At 56.0% G+C, this 19093-nt stretch carries 16 protein-coding genes and 1 riboswitch; of the genes, 2 read left to right on the plus strand and 14 right to left on the minus strand.

Annotation, left to right across the window (positions count from 1 at the left end; translation table 11 throughout):
* Positions 1-76: 76 nt before the first annotated feature.
* The 9 genes from Q4D85_RS00110 to Q4D85_RS00150 form a co-directional block, all read right to left on the minus strand.
* The gene (locus Q4D85_RS00110; protein WP_303197353.1) at positions 77-682 is read right to left on the minus strand and encodes a response regulator transcription factor; all 606 of its coding nucleotides are present in this window, start codon (positions 680-682) and stop codon (positions 77-79) included.
* Complete coding sequence (locus Q4D85_RS00115) at positions 660-1778, minus strand: sensor histidine kinase (RefSeq protein WP_303197355.1); 1119 nt, start codon at positions 1776-1778, stop codon at positions 660-662. Before Q4D85_RS00115 ends, Q4D85_RS00110 begins: the two co-directional genes overlap by 23 nt.
* Complete coding sequence (locus Q4D85_RS00120) at positions 1775-2536, minus strand: ABC transporter permease (RefSeq protein WP_303197357.1); 762 nt, start codon at positions 2534-2536, stop codon at positions 1775-1777. Before Q4D85_RS00120 ends, Q4D85_RS00115 begins: the two co-directional genes overlap by 4 nt.
* A complete protein-coding gene (locus tag Q4D85_RS00125; RefSeq protein WP_303197359.1) occupies positions 2529-3452 on the minus strand; it encodes an ABC transporter ATP-binding protein in 924 nt (307 codons plus the stop codon). Before Q4D85_RS00125 ends, Q4D85_RS00120 begins: the two co-directional genes overlap by 8 nt.
* Positions 3453-3570: 118 nt before the next feature.
* Positions 3571-5268 carry an ABC transporter ATP-binding protein gene (locus Q4D85_RS00130; protein ID WP_303197361.1) on the minus strand — a complete coding sequence of 566 codons (1698 nt, stop codon included), beginning with the start codon at positions 5266-5268 and terminating at the stop codon, positions 3571-3573.
* A gap of 17 nt (positions 5269-5285) precedes the next feature.
* Complete coding sequence (locus tag Q4D85_RS00135; RefSeq protein WP_303197362.1) at positions 5286-6248, minus strand: ABC transporter permease; 963 nt, start codon at positions 6246-6248, stop codon at positions 5286-5288.
* A complete protein-coding gene (locus Q4D85_RS00140; RefSeq protein ID WP_303197363.1) occupies positions 6241-7167 on the minus strand; it encodes an ABC transporter permease in 927 nt (308 codons plus the stop codon). The genes Q4D85_RS00135 and Q4D85_RS00140 overlap by 8 nt, the downstream gene beginning before the upstream one ends.
* Positions 7168-7278: 111 nt before the next feature.
* A complete protein-coding gene (locus Q4D85_RS00145) occupies positions 7279-8877 on the minus strand; it encodes an ABC transporter substrate-binding protein (protein WP_303197364.1) in 1599 nt (532 codons plus the stop codon).
* Between the two features lie 398 nt (positions 8878-9275).
* The gene (locus Q4D85_RS00150) at positions 9276-9992 is read right to left on the minus strand and encodes a hypothetical protein (protein ID WP_303197365.1); all 717 of its coding nucleotides are present in this window, start codon (positions 9990-9992) and stop codon (positions 9276-9278) included.
* Positions 9993-10000: 8 nt separating this feature from the next.
* On the opposite strand from Q4D85_RS00150, the gene Q4D85_RS00155 reads away from it, so the two are divergent.
* A complete protein-coding gene (locus Q4D85_RS00155; protein WP_303197367.1) occupies positions 10001-10135 on the plus strand; it encodes a hypothetical protein in 135 nt (44 codons plus the stop codon).
* A 1544-nt stretch (positions 10136-11679) separates the two neighbouring features.
* Here the strand turns inward: Q4D85_RS00155 and Q4D85_RS00160 are convergent.
* The 5 genes from Q4D85_RS00160 to Q4D85_RS00180 all read right to left on the minus strand — a co-directional run bounded on the left by Q4D85_RS00160 (position 11680) and on the right by Q4D85_RS00180 (position 18016).
* Positions 11680-13920 carry a hypothetical protein gene (locus tag Q4D85_RS00160; RefSeq protein ID WP_303197368.1) on the minus strand — a complete coding sequence of 747 codons (2241 nt, stop codon included), beginning with the start codon at positions 13918-13920 and terminating at the stop codon, positions 11680-11682.
* A 141-nt stretch (positions 13921-14061) separates the two neighbouring features.
* Entirely contained in the window at positions 14062-14817 is a 756-nt protein-coding gene (locus Q4D85_RS00165; RefSeq protein ID WP_303197679.1) for an energy-coupling factor transporter transmembrane protein EcfT, read from the minus strand.
* A complete protein-coding gene (locus Q4D85_RS00170; RefSeq protein ID WP_303197370.1) occupies positions 14817-16259 on the minus strand; it encodes an ABC transporter ATP-binding protein in 1443 nt (480 codons plus the stop codon). The genes Q4D85_RS00165 and Q4D85_RS00170 overlap by 1 nt, the downstream gene beginning before the upstream one ends.
* 27 nt (positions 16260-16286) lie before the next feature.
* Positions 16287-16904, minus strand: coding sequence for an ECF transporter S component (locus Q4D85_RS00175; protein ID WP_303197371.1), 618 nt, complete (start codon positions 16902-16904; stop codon positions 16287-16289).
* Positions 16895-17047, minus strand: a riboswitch (TPP riboswitch). (Overlaps the previous gene by 10 nt.)
* An 81-nt stretch (positions 17048-17128) precedes the next feature.
* On the minus strand, positions 17129-18016 hold the full coding sequence (locus tag Q4D85_RS00180) for a 2-dehydropantoate 2-reductase (protein ID WP_303197374.1): 888 nt from the start codon (positions 18014-18016) through the stop codon (positions 17129-17131).
* A 91-nt stretch (positions 18017-18107) separates the two neighbouring features.
* Here Q4D85_RS00180 and Q4D85_RS00185 point away from each other — a divergent pair, with 91 nt between their 5' ends.
* A complete protein-coding gene (locus Q4D85_RS00185; protein WP_303197377.1) occupies positions 18108-19031 on the plus strand; it encodes a DUF808 domain-containing protein in 924 nt (307 codons plus the stop codon).
* Positions 19032-19093: the final 62 nt, after the last annotated feature.

Here is a 19093-nt window from a genome sequence, read left to right on the forward strand (position 1 = left end):
ATCCGCCGCTAAAACCTCGGGCTACCACATCGCCCGTCACCCCACACCGGTGACGGGCGTTTTTAGTGCCGCTACCCTACAACCAGCCGTTATCGCGCGCGATGCGGGCCGCCTCGTAGCGATTACTGGCCTGAGTCTTCGCGATGAGATGCGACTGGTGGTTGCGAACCGTGCCCTGGCTAAGATGTAGCTGCTTCGCGATCGTCGCGGTATCGGCACCGTTGATAACTAAGCGCGCCACGTCCACTTCCCGGTCGGTTAAAGGGCATTCCGGAACCGCCAGAAGTTCCGTTGCCAGTATCGGATCGATGACCCGTAGCCCCGAATGCACCCGCCGAATCGCCTCCGCTAGTTGCTCCGGCGGCGTGTCTTTCACAACAAAACCATCCGCACCAGCGGCGAAGGCTTTACGCAGGTAACCGGGCCGCGCAAAGGTGGTGACGATGATGGCTTTGCAGGCCGGACGAGCGCGTTTTAATTCCGCCACCGCCTCGATTCCGCTCATGCCCGGCATTTCAATGTCTACCAATGCAACATCAATCTGGTGTTCCTGTGCCAGAGGCGCGACCTCAGAACCAGTTCCTGCTTCGGCCGCCACCGCCATGTCTGGTTCCAGGTTTAATAGCGCGACCAATGCGCCCCGCACTAATGCTTGATCGTCAGCTACCAGAATCCGCATCATCAACCTGTCTTTCCGTCGCTGTAGCAAACGCTACCTCCAGCTGAGTGGCACCGGGGCGAGACGTCATCGTGAATGTGCCGCCAGATTCCGTCACCCGCTGTTCCAGGGCGAAAAGCCCGCCTCCCATTATGGCATCGGGGACACGAAAGCCTATTCCATCATCCGTGATAACCAGTCGATTCGGCGAAATATCAACGGTGACTGCGGTCGCCTGGGAATGGCGCACAATATTCGTGCCAGCCTCCCGTAACGCCCAACTGAAAACTGCTGCGGTTGCTGGTTCCAGCGATTCGGCCTGGTCGTGCACGCTAAGAACGATCCGCGCGGTGTCGAGGGCGCGTCGAAAAGCAAGCAACTCACCGGCGAAATCTGGTTGCCGCATTCGGGTAACCGTCGAACGGACTTCCGCCAAGCCGGTACGCGAAAGCTGGGCGATCTCCTGCATCTCGGCTCGGGCGCGTACCGGGTCTACGTCGATGGAACGAGCAGCCAGTTCCGCCTTGAGGTTAATCACGGTCAAGGTGTGGCCTAAAACGTCGTGGACGTCCCTGGCTATAGCTTCTCGCTGGTGAACCAACTGTAATTCCGCAGTAAGTTCGCGTTTATTCGCGGACCAAATATCGACCAAGGCAAGTCCGAAAATCAATCCTGGTAATACAACGGTGATTACCAGAAAGTATTCAATGTATTCCGGTTTCGTCAGCACCGCGAAAACCGTCGCCAACGCGGAGGTAAGCGCCACGCATAGCCCGGCGATGCGCGGTTTCAGATTGAAGGAAAAATACGCCGTCATGAAGGGCGTGAAACTCACCGCCGCTGCGCCAACCACCGGGAGCACGCACAGAATCAACCCGAATAAAATCACCGCATAAAACGTTATCTGCCAGCTTCGACGCCAGTGCGCGGGATACACCCCAATAGCACCGCAAGCGAAGAAATAGCTGGCAGAAAACAACAAGAACACGACGACGGTATACACCATCGCCGGTAGCGGCAGCCGCGCGGTGGTTTCCCACATCGCGACTGCCAGAAACGGCAACCAAATTCCGGCGTAGGCGGCTGCCTCCATGGAGAATCGGCTGCCTGGTTTCATCATCGATTTCGATCCCGTCTGGATAAGATGACCGCCACTACCACGAAGATTACTGACCATACCGCCAGATTAACCCCGGCCATCCACATGGGTATCGATTCGTCGAAACCGGAGTCCAGCACGTGGGTGTTTTCCGCTACTGGATACCTGGCGAGCATCGCCGCACCGAACATGGGGGTAAAGACCGCCCAATTAAGCAGGGTTTTCGACAGCGGCATCAGCAGGTTTCCGGCAAAGCCGAGCAAGACGACGGTGGTTGCGGCCACACCGATGGTGGTCGGGGTAGGAACCAACTGCGCCCAAATAAGGCCATAGAAACCGAACGGTACGCTAACTGCCCAGGTGATGACGAACGCGGTGAGCCAACCAATGCCATCGATCTGCGCGCCCGTGAGGTAGCCGGTGATGAATACCGCCAGCACCGGAAACAGGCTAAAGAGCAAAACAGCTATCGCTTGGGCGATGATGTGTGTGCTCATCGATAGTGGCGTGGTGCCGAGCATCCGACCCCAGCCGGAAAAATGATCGACCACGGACATCGCGGAGGTACTGACCGCCGCCGTTACCCCACCGTAAAGCGCTATTCCGACCAGAATATAGGCGCTGGCGGTGCCGTGGCTTAGCCGCGTAGCGCCGTAATCTGGCGCCGCGCCGATCACCAGGTACATGATGACCGGAAGTCCGATGGAGAAAAAGACATTTGCCTTATCCTTAAACGGCCGGGCTATGGATAAGAGAACGTAATCGCGATTCTTAATCATTGCTTCCCTCCAATTCCGCAAAAATTTCGTCCAGGCTGGTGGCATAAATTCGCAGATTCGACACCCCTGGTTGGGCTAGCAGAAACCGCGCCGCCGCGTCCGAATCGCTCGTTAGCAGCCGGTACGTGTCCCCAATCTGGGTGAGGGACTGCGCCGCGGTGTGCTTTTCAACGGCTTCCAGGTCGACCGCGGTACCGCTAGCCTTAAATTCCACCGTTACCCGGCCCTCCGTTCCGAAAACCGAATGCGGCGCACCGTCTCCTACTACTTTTCCATTGCTCAGCAAGATCACCCGGTGGGCGAAGTCCTCTGCTTCTTTCAAATAATGGGTGGAAAACACAATGGTGGTGCCGTTTTTGGCGATCTGGTGCAGCATCGACCACAGCCGGGACCGACTGGCCGGATCCATGCCGCTCGTAGGTTCGTCGAGGATCAGCAACGCGGGCTGTCCAATCAACGCCAGCGCCAATTTCAGGCGCTGTTGTTCGCCACCGGAGCACTTCGAGATTTTGCGGTCCGCAATCGAGACGAGATCGCAAAACTCCAGTGCTTGTTCCACCGGCATGGGATTGTCATACACCGAGGCGATCATGCGGATGACGGAGCGGACCGTCTCGTTAGGCAAAAGCCCGCCGGTTTGCAGCATCGTACCCACCAGGCCTTGGGCTACCGCCTGGCGGGGTGGCAACCCAAACATCCATACTTCTCCCGCTGTCGGCGAGGTTAGGCCAACGACCATATCCATCAGCGTGGTCTTACCCGCGCCGTTTTTGCCAAGAACCGCGACTACTTCCTTCTGGCGAATCTCTAGGTCCACCCCCGCGACCGCGACAACTGAACCACCCTTGAACGTTTTTTCCAGGGCGCAAGCCGAGACCGCGGCTGGTTGGGAACCATCACGTATTGTTTTTTCCATACCCCTAATCTCAATCGATTTTTCAAGTCGGTGCACATAACAAAGGTCACAATCTTCCCATGATTATTGTCATGGGTAGATTGCGACCAAAAGCAAGGCTCAACCGGCTGAATGCTGGTTAAATATTAGTCCCCAATTCGATGCCCAAGCCTGGGACAGAATTGATCAGATCCCGAGTGTATTCCTGCTGCGCGTTGCTGAAAATATCGTTGGTTTCGCCGTGCTCCACCAATTTGCCTTTCTGCATCACCGCCACTTCGTCGGCGGTCTGGCGCACCACCGCCAAATCGTGGGTGATAAACAGGTAACTCAAATTGAGTTCAGATTGGAGGTCCGCCAGCAATTGCAGAATCTGATTCTGCACCAACACGTCCAAGGCGGAGACGGCTTCGTCCAGCACAACCACTTCGGGTTTCAGCGCCAAGGCACGAGCCACCGCGATTCGTTGCCGCTGCCCACCGGAAAGCTCATTGGGGTACCGGCGCATAGCCGAACGCGGCATAGCCACCATATCCAGTAGCTCAGCCACCCACGCCTCGCGTTCTTTGCGGTTGCCGACCTTATGCACCACAAGTGGCTCTTCGATGCACCGATAGATCGAATACATCGGGTCCAAGGAACCATACGGGTTTTGGAAGACCACCTGTAGTTTGCGACGCATGTCGAACAATTGCTTTTCATTTAACGTCGACAGGTCAGTTCCCTTGTAGTACACCTTGCCGCTGGTGGGGTCTAGCAAGTTCAAGATCATATTCGCCACGGTGGATTTGCCCGAACCGGACTCACCCACCAACGCCAGCGTGGTGCCTTTTTTCAAGCCGAAACTGACGTTATCAACGGCGGTGAACTCGCCCTTTTCGCCCCGGCTGCCCCGCACATTGAAGACCCGGGTGAGGTTTTCCACCCGGATGATCTCTTCCGCATCCAGGTTGTGCTCGTGCGAGAGCAATTCGGAAGACTCAATGCCTTTCTCCGTAGCCGACTGGATACGCGCGGATGCCAGCGACGGCGCTGCCTTGACCAATCGTTGGGTGTACGGGTGTTGCGGGTTACGCAGAATATCGAGGCTCGGCCCGGATTCCACCACCCGGCCCCGGTGCATCACCACGAGGTGTTCGGCGCGCTCGGCGGCCAAGCCCAGGTCGTGGGTGATAAACAGCACTGCGGTTCCCAATTCGGCGGTGAGGTGATCCAGGTGGTCCAAAATCCGCTTCTGTACCGTCACGTCCAGGGCGGAGGTCGGTTCGTCGGCGATCAGCAGCTTCGGGCGCGCCGCCAACCCCATCGCGATCAAGGCACGCTGGCGCATACCGCCGGAGAACTCGTGCGGGTATTGCTTGGCGCGCCTGGTAGCGTCCGGCAAACCTGCTTCTTCAAGCAGCGTGGCTACGCGGGCATCCATCTCTGGCTTCGGCACAATGTTATTGGCCCGCAGCGATTCCTTGATCTGGGTGCCTACCCGCCAGACCGGATTGAGGTTACTCATGGGGTCTTGGGGCACAAGCCCGATCTGGGAGCCCCGGTACTCGACCATTTGTTTCTCGTCGAGGGCGGCGAGGTCGGTGCCGTCGAAAAGTATCCGGCCACCAGTCACTTTGCCGGTACCGGGCAGCAACCCGATAATCGACATCGCGGTGGTGGATTTACCGGAACCCGATTCGCCCACGATCGCCACGGACTGGCCGGGATAAATGGTGAGGTTAACGCCGCGAACCGCGTCGACCGTTCCGGTGGAAGAGGAGAAGGAAATTTTTAAATCCTGCAGTTCCAGCAGCGGCTTTAAGGTCGCGTTAGTAGGAAGGGTCGTATCAGTCATTTTCTTTTTCTCCCCTTCTATTTGGTTTTCCGGGACTTAGGATCAAGAGCGTCGCGGACAACGTCGCCCATCATGATGAAGCTCAGCACCGTCATGCCGAGGGCTAGTGCGGGATAGAACAACACCATGGGATTCGAGCGCAGCGATGCTTGGCCTTTAGCAATATCCCCACCCCAGGAAACAATCGTGGTGGGCAAGCCAATACCCAGGAAGGATAAGGTTGCCTCAGCGACGATGAAGGTTCCCAGTGCCACAGTGGCATACACGATGATCGGTGCCGCCGCATTTGGCAAAATGTGCTGACTGAGGATCTGCCATTTCGACGCGCCCACCGCGCGGGCGGCTGTGACGAATTCTTCATTCTTAGTCGATAGCACCGCACCACGGGTGATGCGGGCGATGTTTGTCCAACCGAACATCGCCAGCACAATAACCACCGTCACGATCGTGCGGTGTTCTTTGAATACCTGCATGACGACGATCGCGGCCAGCACCAGCGGAACCGCGTAGAACACGTCCGTGATACGGGAGAGCAGCCCGTCTAAGAACCCGCCGAAATACCCGGCCAGGGCCCCGATCGTGGTGCCGATAATGACGACCGCGATGGAGGTAAGCAGCCCCACCGATACCGACGCCCGGGCCCCGTAAACCATGCGGGCATAAATATCGCAGCCTTGGCGATCGAAGCCGAACGGGTGGCCGGATTCGGAGCCTGCCAGCGATTTGGACAGTTGGCAGAACCGCGGATCAGTTGCGGTGAATAATTGCGGGAATAACGCAAGCGCCACCGCCAGCACGATCAACGCGGCGGAAACCCAAAACAGTGGCCGCTTGCGCAGATAGCGCCACGCTTCACCCCATACGCTGGTGGGGGCGGATTCGTCTGCTACCGCATCTACTGCACCGAGTCCGGTTTCGTCTGTTTCCGCGACGTAGCGTTCCTGGCCCGGAAGCACCATCTTTTTCTCATCTTTATGCATAGCGAATCCTTGGATCAAGAATGGCGTAGAGCAAGTCCACGATCAGGTTTGCGATGATATAGACGATGACCAGCACGGTGGTAAAAGACACAACGGTGGTTGGCTCGCCTTTAAGAATGGCTTGGTAGATCGCGCCACCCACACCGTTGATGCCGAAGATACCTTCGGTAACAATCGCGCCACCCATGAGTGCACCGAGGTCGGAACCTAAGAAGGTCGCGACCGGGATAAGCGAGTTGCGCAACACATGCCGCCTGGTAACCGCGCCACCCGACATGCCTTTAGCACGAGCGGTGCGAACGAAATCCGCTTGAAGGTTTTCGCTCACCGATTGGCGCGTCAACCGCACCACATAGGCAAAGGACAATGCGCCGAGAACGATAGCGGGCATGAGCAATGCGGTAAATGTTTCATTGGCGCCCACGGTTACCGGGAGCAGTCGCCATTTCACGCCGATGAAGAACTGAAAAACGAAGCCGATGACGAAGGAGGGCACCGCGATAACAATAAGGGAGGTGACCAAGACCGTGCTATCGAAGATACCGCCCCGGCGAATGCCCGCGATAACGCCGAAGATCATGCCGAAGACCGCTTCGAAGATCAGCGCCATCACCGCCAGCTTGATGGTGACGGGAAAGGCGTTCGCCATGGCTTCCGCCACAGGGCGACCAGAGAAGGTGGTACCAAAATCAAGGGTGAACACACCTTTGATATAGAGCAAATACTGGATGATAAATGGCTTATCCAGATTGTATTCCGCCGTGATGCGAGCACGTGCCGCATCCGTGAGACCGCGGTCGCCACCGAGGGCTTCCACCGGGTCACCTGGCATGAGGAATACCAAGGCGTAGAGTAAGAGCGTCGCCCCAAAGAAAACGGGGATCATTTGAAGCAAGCGCCGCCCAACATAGCGCAACATATCTTTAGGTTCCTTATGTAGCTTTGGAAACTATGTCCTTCACGAAAGCGAACCCCGCGTGACTAAACCACACGGGGTTCTTAAGCAAAGATCATAGCTGACCAGCAGATTCTACTTCTTGGTGATCTCGTGATACTCCGGCTGGCCCTTCCAAGAGAAGATGACGTTTTCGACATTCTCAGAGGAACCACCGACAACATTGGAGTACCAGGTTGGGATAGCTGGCATGTCCTCCAGCAGCACTTCTTGCGCTTCCAGGAAGGAGGCGAAGCCTTCTTCGACGGTCTTGGCACCGTTGCCCTGCTTGATCAGCTCATCAAATTTCGCGGAGGAGTAATCGCCGTCGTTGGAGCTAGCATTGGTTGCATACAGCGGTGCCAGGAAGTTCGCCAACGACGGGTAGTCGGCCTGCCATCCGGTGCGGAATGCACCTGCGATGGTGCGGTTGGTGACGTCGTCACGCAGGGACTTGAAGTCTGGGTATGGGTTGCCCACCGCTTCGATACCTAAGTTGTTCTTAATCTGGTTTGCTACCGCATCGACCCACGCCTGGTGTCCACCATCGGCGTTGTAGGAGATGGAGAATTCACCGGTGAACTTGGACATCTCGTCAGCCTTAGCCCACAGTTCCTTGGCCTTTTCTGGGTTGAATTCCAATACCGAAGCACCCTTGAGCTGATCGGTGTGGCCCGGGATAACCGGCGAGGTGAAGTCGGTTGCCGGGGTACGGGTGCCCTGGAAGATGGTGTCGGTGACTTCCTTGCGGTCGATCGCCATGGAGATTGCTTGACGACGCAGCTTGCCCTCTTCACCAGAGAAGTGCTCTAGCTTCTCCGGGATGGTGAAGGACTGGAATACTGCGGATGGCTGGTTCACCGCGCGATCGCCCAGCTCAGACTCGTAGGTAGCGAAAGCGGAATCTGGGATTGCGTCCAAAACGTCGAGGTTTCCGGAGAGCAGATCCGCGTAAGCCGCATCGAAGTTGGAGTAGAAGACGAACTTCAGGCCGTCGTTCTTTGCCTTGCGTGGGCCGTCGTACTTTTCGTTAGGCACCAAAACTGCGGATTCGTTGTGGTTCCATTCCACTAGCTTGTATGGGCCATTGCCGTTGGGCTTTTCTCCGAAGCTTTCCATATCCTCCAGTGCCTCAGCAGGCAGTGGGAAGAAGGCGGAGTAGCCAAGGCGGGTTGGGAAGTCGGATTCCGGCTGGGTCAATTCGATGGTGAAGGTCTTATCGTCGATAACCTTCAAGCCTTCCATCTCTTTCTTGCCCTCTTCGTAGCCCAGGATTGGCTCGAAGAAGTAGTTGGACAGCAGTGCCTTTTCCACTGCGTGGTTCCACGTGTTGACGAAGTGCTCCGCCTTCAGCGGAGTGCCATCGGCGAAGGTGCTGCCCTCTTTCAGGGTGACCTTGTAGGTCTTTTCGCCTTCCAGCTCGATGGATTCAGCGAGCTCATTGTGTACTTTGCCGTCCGCATCGTAGTAAACGAGACCCGAGTAAATTGTTTCCAGGATACGGCCGCCACCGTTTTCATTGGTGTTTGCTGGAATCAGCGGGTTCTGCGGCTCGGAGCCATTGACTACCACGTAGTTGGCATCGGTTGCGCCGGAACCTGCGCCATTGCCAGAGGTGGAATCAGAAGAACAAGCTGCCAGGCTTAGTGCCACAGCCGCCGCCGTTCCGACGGCAATAGTCTTCTTAAAAGTCATTAAACGACCTCCATCAACATATAAATGGGAACTTATTGTATGGCATTGACCCAATACCAATACTCGCAATGAATACTATCCTGTGATCTAGCCCATGAGTACCCGACCCTTATTGGATTGGGTCACAATCGGGGGTCGTCGACAAACGCGCCTGGCAAAAACCCGCCACTATCTGGCACTATCCCCACTTCCAAGCCCCGGCAGCGGCAGCACAATAGCAGTTAATTGGGGGTAAACATCAGCACCCCCATACCCCAGATTTTCCAACCGGAAAACACCTCATGCCCGCCCTATCAACCGCCGAATGCAACAATGAGAAAAACCTAATGGCTTACCAATCCGCAGCAAGCAACGCCCTCCATGGTTATCGTTCACACCGGCCAAGGTAGCGGTCTCCCCTATTCGTAGGCACCAATGATTCCGGACTCGTGCAACCACGCCAGGATTTCTGCGTCGCATACGGCAGCGGACGCGGTTTCCATATCCATACACAACAGTGGATACATAATATTCCCCAGCACGATCCGGCTTGCACGCATACCGGAACGCGCCTGCGCGTCCCCCACAAAACTGCCTGGTTTTTGCACATTGCTACCTGCGAAGAATTCGCGCGGGCTCAGCCACAGCTGGTAAAACTCGTCGTCCGCCTCGGCAACTAACTGCCCCACCGTCTGCATGTGTTGCCGTTCCTGCTCCGCCCACCGCTGCCACTGTGGCGCGTAGTCTGGATCGCGCCGCAACGCGCGCTGTTTCCGCAGCTGCTCATCGCCGGAAATGATAATCGCCGCCACCTGCTCGGTTCGACGACTTGCCGCAGCTAGCCCAGCGACGCTTAGGCAGCCTGCCCCTTCAATGATGAGATTATCGCTGTTAAGCGCATGCCACTGGCCCGGTTGGTTGCTTTGCCAATCCCATCGGTAAAAGCCTGGCTGGGTCGATAAAAGCACATCATAAGCAACCATTTCGGTCCCCTTACGCAGCCCATCCCAACCAGGGTAAAAATCATCAAGGTGCACCACGTCGAGGTCCGGCATTTTCCGGCGCAACCTATGGTGCAACCGCGCCGCGAGGGTGGTTTTTCCGGCGCCGGACGGGCCGTCGATGAACAGGATCATGATGCTACGTGCCTAAGAATCGGAAGGTTCCCACCGCGATCGCCAGCGCGATGGACGAACACGAGATCAGGAAACATAAGGCAATAAGCAAGTTCTCCGCCCTCCCCCAGATTGATTCCCGCGCCCAAGAACGCTCAGGGTAACGACCGAAGCCGCGTGCTTCGCTATTGTGCCACATTTAACACACCTCTTTCCATTGTCTACACGATCAGCGCATGGCTTCAGACCCACCGTAAGCATCATGACCACCCCCTTCAACGTGCCGTTTCGTATTAGGCGCAAGCAATTATGATTTTACACTGGCTATATGACGCAACCGGCATTGCTACTATTGCCCGTGATGCACGCGTTTCTCAAGCCCCAGGATAGCTATTGAAGCTTATTCAGGTGCTGGGGTTTCGGTAGGGCCGTTGTTTCTCTGATTGGTGGTATAGGCACAGGCAGGCGTTGAATTTTGCATGAAGTGTCACGACGCATTTGCGCGACCCCTGAATAAGCTTCATTGTATCCACGAAGTTCCCATGGTAATCTCCGCGAAATGCCCCACTTTCACGGAAGTGCTACAGCATGCACAAACTGAAGACGAACCATTTATGTTTAGACGGGACACTAGCCGAGTAGCTTAAGAAGAATCCGAAAAACGGCAATAACCTGTGGCTTTGAAGGCAAACATAAAGCCTTCGATGGCAACGTACAAGTACTCACCGGCCACACCGGATCCCCACTGTGGGAATCACCAGTTTCACCCGGATCAACACAATACCACAGCTTCCAGACTCCATGTCCTTAACAGTTTTCATAAAAACTATTCCCGTTCTTGCCGACAAAGGATATATCGGTGCTGGATATAAGGTAAAACCCCGATAAAGGGAAACCACTGACATGCGATGAATTCCAATACAACCTCTTGAATACACGGTTACGATCACCAGCAGAACGAGCAAACGCCATGCTTAAACTACTCAAAACCCTACAACGTGTAACCCTATGCCCCAAGGCCATTACAACCATCGCAAGAACCGCTTTAGTCGTCTACACCTCAACCACAAAAACTCTGGTGAGAAAATCTCACTCTAAACCCCATGAAACCCAAGACCGAAAACAGCAGATACGCGCAATTCCCGCTATACATTATCCGCTCAAGACCCCCTAAAGGGACCTCAGCACGAGGAACAGCACGACTATCGTGACCGGTATTGCAAAGAACAATGTCGCGCAGCCTTTAAATAGCCACGTGGAATTCGCTTTCCCCGCATCCAAGGCTTCGGCAGAACCCTGGTAAGGGTTTTCACCCATAATTTCACGCATAAAAGGCCGAAAATCGCGCAAACTGATTTTGTAGCGATACCCACATAACCTGATCCACATAGAAAACATGAGAGAAAAATACATTATAAAAAACATAAATAAAGAGAATGTAAATCTCCTCACGAATGGCATATGGCCCAAAAATAAAAGTCCATTTATAAATAAAGCAGGAAAAAGTCCAACTATAAGAAAAAACGAAGTTTCAAAAAAGAAATACCATCCACTAAATCTCTTAGTTTTTAACTGCTCTTTCCTCCTATTAGGAAATGCAAACATGTATATAATGGAGGGTAAAAACCCAATAAAAAGAGTGATATATCTATAAAATGACTCGTCCATTTATTCTTTCATTTTGATTTGTGCTGTAAATTTTGGCGTTTTATATGATATATTTCTCTGCCAAATCTCCCACCACCGTGTCTTCTAACCTCTCACCGATTTCGTGTCCTAATTTTTTTCCTACTTCTGAACCAGCAAGTCCGCCTATTGCACCGCCGATGACGGTTCCTACAGGTCCTGCAACTACGGAACCAGCTAAAGCACCTCCCGCCATTCCGCCCAATGCTCCTCCCCCTGTAGCCCCGAGCGACTCCACAAGGGGGGTTATATCATCTGCTTCAGCTGCATCGTTATAGCCTACGAATATGCCTGCCGCATCGCCCAATCCCCCAACTGGTCCAAGGTATTTTGCCACTTTCCGCGCACTATCAAGGCCTTGTGCCGCAGGGATCCCGCTGGGTTCAGGGTGAAAAGTCTTTTCAATATCTTCGATAGCTTCCACGCCTTTGGCGGCGCCGCCTGCTGCTGTTGCTGCTGGGTTGACCCCTTGGTTCCATGCTGTTTCTATATCGCGAGGAAGAAGAAGGGGTTCTTTGGTGATAGTTGGCTCTGAGAGATGATAGGACATCACTGGGCTCAGGGGTGTTTCTTGCACATTAAGACTACCGCTTGACACGTCTTGCCAGGTAGATGCCAGTGGGGTTTGTGGCTGGAGCATATTCGTTACCCGGTACGGGGCATCTGGTGTGGTAAACGATGCTTGCCTACCAGTGTAGGTATTTTCCACCACCATCCCGTTGGAATACGTAATCTGCTGCGTGGTGGTATTCGTTACCGGATCCCACCGCTGATAGCTTTGATATGGCTGCAGGGTTGACCCATGCGGCGGACGGGGAAAGACCTTTTCATGCCCACCATCAGGAGTATCGAAAATGAGTGTGCCATCACCAGTCCGGTGCGATGGGTCATAGGTACCAAATGCGCGTCCAGGAGTATACGGCATACCGTTATTATCAAACCCATACGGGTTTCCTAGTGGGCTGGCATGCGATTGCCGCACTACAGCATCAACCCCACCAGAACCAGTAGCCGGTGGGCGGATCATTTTAGAGGTCACCCCGTCCGGTAACGGTAGTTGTCCATTAGCCATAAGGTATGCGTCGGTGTTGGTTTTCCTGGTTGTGTTCCGTCGAAGGGTTTTCGGATCAACCGGCCCTTGAACCCCCGGACGTAGCATCCGCATATCCGTTATCAATTGTGCCATAGGCACCATCTGGCCGAGGCTTGGATCGAAAATACTCCTGTTGCTCGCATCCACGTATGAATCGGTACCGGCAGATAACCTATCCGGGTCAAAGTACTCCGGTTGCACCTTGTCTGCGGGGTGTTCAAGGATACTGCGAAACATTCCCCGCATCATCTGCGTGATCGGATCAAACAACGACGTTGAATACTGGTCATGCTCGGCATACAGTTGCGCAAACATCACCGCCTGACGGCCGATACGCTCGATATCTTCCATCAGTTTCGCTGCCGCGTACTTCCACGTTGACCGGGTATCCTCAACCGCTTGCGTGATAACATCGCCGGAAATCTCATCGGCACCCACCAGCGGGGTAATCTGATTCATCCCCGCTGCTACGAGTTCTGCTACCTGATCTGCTGTTTCGGCCAGTGTCTCTAATTCCCACACAACTACCTGGAAATACGGCGACAGCCCAGAAGGATCCACACACGCCACCGCACCCTCGGTGCTAGCTTTGACCACACTGGTCACCTGACCAGCAGCCCGGGTGGTTACCTCCAGCAACTCTGCTTTGATGCTATCGGCACCTGCAAGACACGCATCCCACTCCGCCACCGCCTGGGTGTAGGCCACTTGGCACATTTCTAGATTCGCTTGCGCCACGCTAATAGCTGCAGGGTTACCGGCCGATACAGCAAGTGTGAGGTGCGCTTCAGCGGTATTGACCGCTTCAGCTGCCGTATTCACCGCTGCGTGGCATCCCATGCCGGTAAACCGCTGCGCCTCCATCTTCGTTTTAGCATCCCCCAAACCAGCCGCATAGGTACGAATCCCGGCATACACCTCCTCGCCTACACCGGAGGCAACCTGTAACTGCGACGGCACCGCCTGGCCAACATGTTGGTTAAACGCCTCACCTTCACTACCAACAAACCCATACGGTTGCGCCCCCACCAACAATGATGCACCCCGATCACAGTCATCAGAAAAATCCAGCCACTGCTGCGCACACGACATCACCGCCTGCTCATCACCGCCGATATAAAACTTAGGTTTGTCAAACACACTAAAATCCGGCAACAAAACAGCAGGCACACCCAACCCCTAACAAACTCACATAAACAACAATCAATAGCAACCAAGCTATAAGAACCACCACACCCGGCACAACAACCCCTACCCCCACATAAGGGAAAATTAACACCAGAAGTGCCGACGATGACCAGAATCATGATGCTACGTGCCTAAGAATCGGAAGGTTCCCACCGCGATCGCCAGCGCGATGGACGAACACGAGATCAGGAAACATAAGGCAATAAGCAAGTTCTCCGCCCTCCCCCAGATTGATTCCCGCGCCCAAGAACGCTCAGGGTAACGGCCGAAGCCGCGTGCTTCCATCGCGGTGGCTAGTTTGGAACCGCGCCGAAGTGCGAGAACCAGAAGCGCGAACGTCATGGTGACGGCGCGCCGGATGCGGCCGTGCCCGTCAAGTCCGCGCACCCGCCGCGCCCGCCGCATGGCGTCCCAGTCGCGCCTGAACAGGCTGACCAGCCGCGCGGCGGCGACTGCGCCGATGACGAAGCGGGGCGGAAGTTTGAGTTTTTGGCTAAGCCCATCGCCTAATTCGGTGGGGTCGATGTTTCCTAGCAGAACAACCACTGGCAGGCCGATGGCTAGTACCCGCACCATGATGGCTATCGCGAGGCTGACGGAGTTTTCGGTGACGTGGGCGAAAAAAAAGGAGAAGTATTCTTTGCCTTCCGGGCGTCCGTACAACGCCATGGAGATTCCGGATATGGGGGTTGCGATGAAGATGGGAATGCCCCGGCGAAAAAGTTTCGGCCAGCTTAACCCTACGATCGGTGCGGCGATGATGGTGGCGGCGAGTGTGGTTGCGGCGGAAACGACGTCGACGCTGATGATGAGCGGGGTAGTCAGCGCTATGAGTGCCAGCACGCGGGCGACTGGGTTGATGGTGTCGAGGGTGTGTATCATTGGCTGCCCCGGGGGTTAAGGTGGAGAAGGTTATCAGCCATGGCGGAGCAGAATAGTTCGTCGTGGCTGATGGAGACAACGGTGGTTCCGGTTTCGGTCAATTGCCGTAGTAGCTGGACTAGTTCGATGAAGGTGGTGCGGTCTTGGCCGAAGGTGGGTTCGTCGAGGAAAACGATGCTTGGTGCCAACACCAGGGTGGTGGCGACGGATAGGCGTCGTTTCTGTCCGCCGGAAAGCGTGAATGGGTTGGCTGCGCTTAAGTGATTAAGGCGTAGTCGGCTTAGAATTTCGTTCGCTTTTTCTTCGGCTTCTGATTTATCCGCGCCGAGCACTGCGGCGGAGGTGGTGAGTTCCTCTAGGACGGTTCGGGCCACGAATTGGTGTTCGGGGTCTTGGAATACGTATCCCATGCGGGTGGCGAGTTCCCGCGAGCTCCACCGAATCGGCTGGGGCTCAAGCGGCGCCGCGATGCTGGGCGCTACGGCGATGTCGCCGGAATGCACTGGCAGTAGGCCGCACATGCTGAGCAGAAGTGTTGTTTTTCCTGCGCCGTTGGGCCCGGTTATCACTGTGGATACCCCGCGCGGGATGGTGGCGGTGATTGGGGAATCGGAGTTGAGCGGGGTTTTCCACCCGGTCACGACGTCGGTGAGGGTGAGTGCTGTTTCGCTTGTCGACGCCCCCACGATCGCAGGCGGCACGGCAGTGCGGGGGAACTCCGGGTCGAAACCGGGCACCCAGATACCCGCTTCGGCCAGTTCTTTCCCGTGATTGGTGACCACGGTGTTAAGGGGGGCGTCGAAAAGCACGCTGGAACCGGTATCGGTGTCGGCCAACACCACGCACCGCTGCACCACTGACTGCCAGGTTGCTACTCGGTGTTCGACGACGATGATGGTGGCATTGGTGTGCCGGGCAACGTGGTCGACAGCCGCTACCACTTCCGCCACCCCGACCGGGTCAAGGTTGGCGGTGGGTTCGTCCAAGACGATGATGTCCGCCCCCATGGCAAGCACCCCGGCAAGTGCCAGGCGTTGTTTCTGCCCGCCGGAGAGTTCCGCGGTGGGGTGGTCTAACGGCAGATCCAACCCCACCAATGCGAGGCTTTCAGAAACCCGGCGCCAGATTTCATCGCGCGCAATATTGAGGTTTTCGCAACCAAACGCCACGTCATCCCCCACTCGGGAGGCAATGACCTGCGAATCCGGGTCTTGGAGCACCATGCCCACGGTGCCGGTTACTTCCAGGTGCCCTGAGCTGTCGCCGTCTTCGGCACCGAGCACCCCTGCGATTGCCGCAAGCAGGGTTGATTTGCCGGAACCCGAGGTGCCCAGCATGAGGATTTTCTCCCCCGGTGCGACGTCAAGGTTCACATTGCTCAGCGCCGGTTTGCGGCGGGAAGCGTGCCGGTAGCCGAAATCGCGTGCGGAAATCTGCATTGATATTCGCCAGGTTGTTGGGTCGGGTTATACCAAATCCCGGGACTGCCGCCCCACCGCAAACCGGTCTAACGCACCGGTCGCAGCTAGGGCTTGTACCAGGAAGTACCCTAAGACACCGGCCAAGATGGCGCCGGAGACTGCGAGCGAGGCAAGGTAGGTGAGGTTAAACAGCAACGACTTGGCGATATTCGCGCTTAACACCAATTCCAGCAGAAACGCCCCAAGTCCCGCGCCGATGCCGGCAAGTGCCGCAATCTGGATGCCGAATCGGCGGTACAAAAAGAGCGCGAAGATCAGTTCGGCGCCTAAGCCTTGGGCCAGTCCCGAATACAACGTGGAAATGCCCCACTGGTTGCCGATGGTGGCGGACACGGTCGCCGCGATCACTTCGACATACAGCGCGGCACCTGGCTTGCGGATAACCAAGCCGCCGACCACGCCGCCGAGCAGCCAAATCCCCACCGCGATGCCACCCAGGCCGGGGGTAAGGGCGTTGGCGGCTTCGTACCAGGCACCGCCGATGGAGTTCCATACCCAGAAAATCAATCCGATGGCGACACCCAAGACGGAGGCGATGATGATGTCGATCACGCGCCACGAATAGTTGCCTTTAGAAGAAGTTGCGGAAGTAGTAGAAGTCATGTTTTTCTCCCTAGCGCCGGTATTAGCCGGATCAGGTTCTGACGATTCAACGCGCCGCAATCTGTGGTTTTCGTTATGGCGTTGTCTCAGCTCACCGATGGTTAAAGGATAGAAGATGCGGGTGAGCACTCGTGCATGGTTGATATTGTGGTTTTATTGCACGGGGATCCTCAAGATAACTTTCACGACCCTATGCGGTTGTTAGGTTACAAGTAGCTGATGGTTTATCCAATTCGGGTGCTTAGAATGTCCAAGACCAATCGGTGCGCGGGCAGTTCCATATCGACCCGGCGCGCCATCCGAATCACTGCCCCAATCTGGGCGTCTAATTCGTTGGCCTTACCCGCCATGATGTCGCGCTGCATGGAGCTGGTTGCCTCTGGGGATTGGGCGTCGGCAAAGGCGAGGGTGTCGGCCACGATCGTGTCTGGTAGTTCGACGCCGCGGGCTTCGGCGGTGCGTGCGACTTCTTCCATGAGGTGCCGCAGGCTGTCGCGGTAGCGGGTGCGCAGGATGCCCAGTGGTTTGGCAAACACCGCGCCGAGTGCGCCGAAGGGCGACACGAACATAGCTTTGGCCCACACGTCCGCCATGATGTCCGGGGCGATGGTTGCGGTTATGGGGGTTGCGTTAAAAGCTGCGACGATCCGTTCAACCACGGGCACGGTTGCGGGGTGGATGCTGCCGATGGTCAGGGATTGGATATTGCCGTCGTGTTCGGTCACTCCCGGTGCTACGTTGTGTAAGAAGGCGCGCACCACCCCGGGAATAACCCGGTCGGCGCCGTATTTTTCCACTGCCAATGTGGGTAATTCGACGGAGTTTTGGGTGGTCAGCAGCACGGCGCCGGTTGGTAGCTGCGGCGGCAGGTCAACCGATCCGATGGTTTTGGTGGCAAAGATGACGACGTCCGCGTCGACGTCACTGAGCTTTTCGACGACCGGCACGCTCACGTGCGTGATCCCCTGCGGACCGCGCAGCTCGACCGGATGTGTGTCCAGGCGGTGTTTAGTCTCGCCTCGGGCGACGAATGTCACGTCCGCTCCGCTGGCTTTGAGCCATCCGCCATACCATGTGCCCACTGCACCTGCCCCAAATACAACGACCTTCATGTTCCCCATTAAAACAAAAATTTCCCGCTTAGCTTGAGCCCTTGGCTAAGATAAAACAACGAAACAATCCAACATGATGGTGAGGTACATAATGGCCGGTGGATTAGCAGCGTTGCTTGACGACATCGCACTCATTGCCAAAACCGCTTCTGCCAGCGTCGACGATGTCGCTGCCGCAGCTGCAAAGACGTCGGCCAAGGCAGCCGGTGTTGTAATTGACGATGCTGCCGTTACCCCCCGGTTTGTTGAAGGGGTCAGCCCGGCGCGGGAATTGCCTATTATCTGGCGGATTGCCAAGGGCTCGCTGTTTAATAAATTGGTCATTATCCTACCGGTGGCCTTGCTTCTTAATGCGATCGCACCGTGGGCGCTGACCCCGATCCTCATGATCGGTGGTGCTTACTTGAGTTTCGAGGGTGCGGAGAAGGTCTGGGAATTGGTTTCCGGGCACCACCACGAAGCGGAGGAAGATGCCGCCGCCAAGGACGAAAATACCCTGGTGCGCGGCGCAATCACCACCGATTTGATCTTATCCGCTGAGATTATGGTGATCTCTCTTAATGAGGTTGCCGACCAAACCATTTGGATGGAAGCTGCCGTTTTGATCGCGGTGGCACTCGGCGTGACCCTCTTGGTCTATGGTGCCGTTGGCCTGTTGGTGAAGATGGACGACGCGGGGCTCAAACTGGCGGCAACGGGTTCTGCCGCGTCGCAAAAGTTCGGTCGAGGTCTGGTCACCGCGATGCCGAAGGTATTAAGCATTATCTCGTTCATCGGTATGTTCGCCATGCTGTGGGTCGGTGGCCATATCTTGCTGGTGGGCACCAATGAGCTTGGCTTCGAACCGCTTTACCATTTCGTTCATTCCATTTCGCACTCCGCTGAGCACCTCGGTGGTTTTGTGGTGTGGCTGATTGACACGTTCTTCTCGTTGATCTTCGGCCTGATCGTCGGCGGGATCATCGTGGCGATCATGCACCTTATCCCACGGAAAAAGAAAGCCGCGGCGCACTAACCCAAACCGCATCAACGATAGCCCCACCCGTGGGGCTATATTTTTTACCCAGACCCACATAT

It is taken from the genome of Corynebacterium sp. (assembly GCF_030532965.1).
Lineage (GTDB): Bacteria > Actinomycetota > Actinomycetes > Mycobacteriales > Mycobacteriaceae > Corynebacterium.